The 3,390-nt window shown below is 61.0% G+C and carries 5 protein-coding genes; all 5 read right to left on the reverse strand.

All coding sequences use genetic code 11. From position 1 onward, the window contains the following. Nucleotides 1–121: 121 nt before the first annotated feature. The gene (locus WAW39_RS24830) at nucleotides 122–484 is read right to left on the reverse strand and encodes a hypothetical protein (RefSeq protein ID WP_422321852.1); all 363 of its coding nucleotides are present in this window, start codon (nucleotides 482–484) and stop codon (nucleotides 122–124) included. 329 nt (nucleotides 485–813) lie between these two features. Continuing rightward, on the reverse strand, nucleotides 814–1,251 hold the full coding sequence (locus WAW39_RS24835) for an HIT family protein (protein ID WP_422321853.1): 438 nt from the start codon (nucleotides 1,249–1,251) through the stop codon (nucleotides 814–816). A 183-nt stretch (nucleotides 1,252–1,434) separates the two neighbouring features. Beyond that, nucleotides 1,435–1,929 carry a hypothetical protein gene (locus WAW39_RS24840; RefSeq protein WP_422321854.1) on the reverse strand — a complete coding sequence of 165 codons (495 nt, stop codon included), beginning with the start codon at nucleotides 1,927–1,929 and terminating at the stop codon, nucleotides 1,435–1,437. Nucleotides 1,930–2,010: 81 nt separating this feature from the next. Then, entirely contained in the window at nucleotides 2,011–2,334 is a 324-nt protein-coding gene (locus WAW39_RS24845; RefSeq protein ID WP_422321855.1) for a hypothetical protein, read from the reverse strand. A 371-nt stretch (nucleotides 2,335–2,705) separates the two neighbouring features. After that, nucleotides 2,706–3,390 (reverse strand): hypothetical protein (locus tag WAW39_RS24850; RefSeq protein WP_422321856.1); only part of this gene is annotated, 685 nt, incomplete at its 5' end.

Raw genomic sequence — 3,390 nt, forward strand, 5'->3', positions numbered from 1 at the left:
TGCCGCTCAGAAAATCCGGCCCGCCCTCCAGCCCCAGGCATGCCACAGACAAAAGCACCCCAAGGAGTGCCGATAGCAGAAATGTTTTCATGGTGTGTGGTTTCGAAAGATTGGCGCAGGCTCAGACTGTCCAGCAAACGGACAGCAGGTGACCCGCCGCAGAGCATGTGGCCATGGGACAGGCATCATAGCCTTCGATTTCAAGGCTGGGTTCGAAGAACAGCTCCACATCACCCGAGGATTCAAAGCGCACTTCGTACAGCTCCAGCTCCTCAGGCAGGTCCGACTTGCAGAAGCCCTCGGGAGGCTCAAGCCTCTGAAGCACTTCCTTGGTCAGCGCTGGCAGCAGCGGCAGAAAGAGCGCCAGAAGCCGCTGCTGCTCCTCCGTGGGGCGCTCGGAGCGGCCACAAATCTGAACCTCACCTGCGCCAAAGGGCAGCCGATGTCTCCACATAGGGGCGGTGGGGAGGTGTTCGGAGTTCATAGGCGAAGATCGGCGTCGGGAACTTTTGCGCAACCCGATTGCATGTCGGCTTGCCCGTCACACATCGTTTCATCGCATCATTCCCCTCACCAGCCGCCGCCACGATGAGGGCCGCTCCGCCGCCGTGGTCAGCTTGTAAAAAATCCTCCGCCTGAAGCACCACCTGCAGGCGCGTGGCAAAGCACCACGGCCTCCAGCGCATCACCCTGCCACGCGGCAGCGCTGCCTTCTCCACCCACGCGGGATCATCCAGATCGCACAGGAAATGCCCCGGATCTTCCGTCACCTCGGCCGCGTCCTGCCCGGCCTTGAGTTTCTTCCGGGGTCGTTCACGGATGCTCGGATGGATCAGCCGTGAGGGCCTCGCGAAGCTGCAAGCCGATGGAGCGCAAAACAGCGGGGTCTGCAGCCATGCCGTAGCGCCGCCATCCAAACTGATCGCCAGTAAAACGCGGAATCACATGCACATGCACGTGTGGCACTTCCTGCCCGGCGCCCACGCCATCTGCCAGCGACAAAGTGATGCCGGCACAGCCGGGCAGGGTGTCGCGCAAAACCCCGGCGGCACGCTGCGCGGTCTTCATCACTGCGGCGATCTCCCCGCCAGTCAGGTCCGTCAATGAAGAGGCGTGTCGTCTGGGGATGACCAGGGTGTGTCCGGAGTTCACAGGGTTCAGGTCGAGGAAGGCAACGGTCGCCGAATCCTCAAGGATCCGGACCGCTTCAGTCTCGCATGCCGCGATGCGGCAGAAAGGGCAGCTCTCCATGGTTCAATGATTTTCTCCGGTGATACTCCTCGCACGATTCACAAATAGGGACTCCGCATCATGGCCTCACGCCCCGGATCACGCGTCTGCGTGGCGGAAAGCGCGGACAACACCACAGTTGCCCAGCGAGCCGCCGCCTGCATCCGTTTTGTTCCAGCGTGGTCCGTTTGCGGCGCCCGCCTTTCATTGCACCTGCCCACAGGTGCAGGTGATCCTGGGCATGTCCGCAACGCTCACCCCCTCCGCCGCACAGTCACGTTTGAACTTCAAGTACAACTCCTCGTGCATCGGATAGAAGCCATAGAACCTGGGCACCGTGCAGCGGTCATAAATCGTCACCACACTCCTCGGCGGCAGCTCTCCCAGAGCTGCAACAAAGTCCTCATACCTGCCAAACTCACGCACAGACTTCCGCGCCCGGTCGCCCAGCACAAACATCGCCCCATTCTCCCGGCTCCAGTACATCACCACGCCGTAGTTGGTCGTCAGGCTGGCCACATCGGGATTCTTCGCGCCCGGGCTGAACACATGCAGCACCAGATCCCCCGAGTCATCCGCCGTGCCCACCACCGGATCCGCCACCTGCTTCTCCTCAGAGCGCCACACCAGACCCGCTGGAAGAAGCGCCAGCGCCACCACCACCATCAAGAGGCCAAGGATCCATTTTTTGTTTTTCATGAGAGTGCGCTGTGTCAGGAGGCCGCATGCATCAGCAGAGTCATCCGCGTGCGGACGCCGCTGCAGACTCTACATCAGGATCTAGGGCGATGACGACTTCAAAGGGAAAAGCATGTGCGACTCATAACAAACGTAAAACAAGCCAAAGGCAGTCCAACCCAAGGCCAAAACGCGCAAGGCAACCGCCACTCCGGCCGGCCAGCGAAACTGAAAGGCCAGATGATTGAACAACAGCATGAGCGCCACGACAAGATTGCCACATCGGTCGTAGGGATAGGACGGAGGCGCATCCAGCAGCACCTGAATATTCCAGATCAGCAGGAGGACAATGATAGTCAGAAGCCCATAAGCAAAGATGGGATTGCCCGGCTGGGCTGGCGAGGTCAAAATTCTTCGAATGATCATGGTCTTCGTTCAGTGGCCTGATGCCCCGGATCACGCCTCTGCGTGGCAGAAGGCGCCGAGGGCACTACAGATGCCCTGCCAGCCGCGGCCCGCATTCATTTACTTACGCCTGCGGTGTGCTGAGGCAAGGCATGAATGGCTCAGGTGAAGGTGAGGCTCGTCGATTGTGGGCCAAAGGCCCGCAGGAGTCAGCCCAGGGCGCAAGCCCTGGGTTTTCGTAACAACGCGCCGTCTCTCTCAAGGCCGCGCTCTGAAGGAGCGCAGGAGAAGCGTCGAACTCGTCTGCACCATGCATGGCCGCCTTTCGCGCCGCACACGCTCACCAGCGCCCGCATCTTTCCGGGCACTGCAGGCTTCGTTCACCGCTGCATTCATGGCGGCTCCTTCGCATACGTGAAATCCGCAGGGCCGCCGCCCACGTCATACAGGCGCTGCACCAGCAGCGGCACCGCCTTCTTGCTGTAGGTCACGGTGTGCAGCTTCTTCCCGTGCCAGAACGAAAGATGCAGCCCTTCGGCAAACGGCACACCGGGCGTGCTGGCCGGGAGGCCGGGCAGCAGCTCCTTGGCTACCACCATCTGGTAGTGGCTCATCTCGCGCGTCCATCCATTCTGCAGCGCATGATTGAAGACCTCCCGCACGGTGTAAACCTTCGACTCCTGAAGCTGGATCTGCATGCGCATCCCCACGTAGGGTGCATCCTTCACAAACCAAAGGCAGCGAATCTCATTTTCAGGGCACTCGGAAAGGTAGCCCGTGAAATGTTCCTGGATAAGCCTGGATAGTTCCGCGTTGGTCTCTTCTGCGGTGCGCCGGGCAGTGTTGGACAGCGGCGGGCTCCCGTTCGTGCCCCCCTTGCTTCCGGCACTCCGCGCCATCCAGGCCCCGTGCTCGGCACCCGTCTGCTCATGGATCAGTTGCTTCGGAATCGGCTGCATCCTCTGAATCCCCGTGCACTTCCCAGCGGCAAAACCCACGATGACATTTTCGCCTGCGGGAGTGAGCACCCAGTACGACACCCGCTCCTTCTGCTGTTCCTTCCTGGCATAGAGCCCG

This window comes from Prosthecobacter sp. (assembly GCF_049294395.1).
Lineage (GTDB): Bacteria > Verrucomicrobiota > Verrucomicrobiia > Verrucomicrobiales > Verrucomicrobiaceae > Prosthecobacter.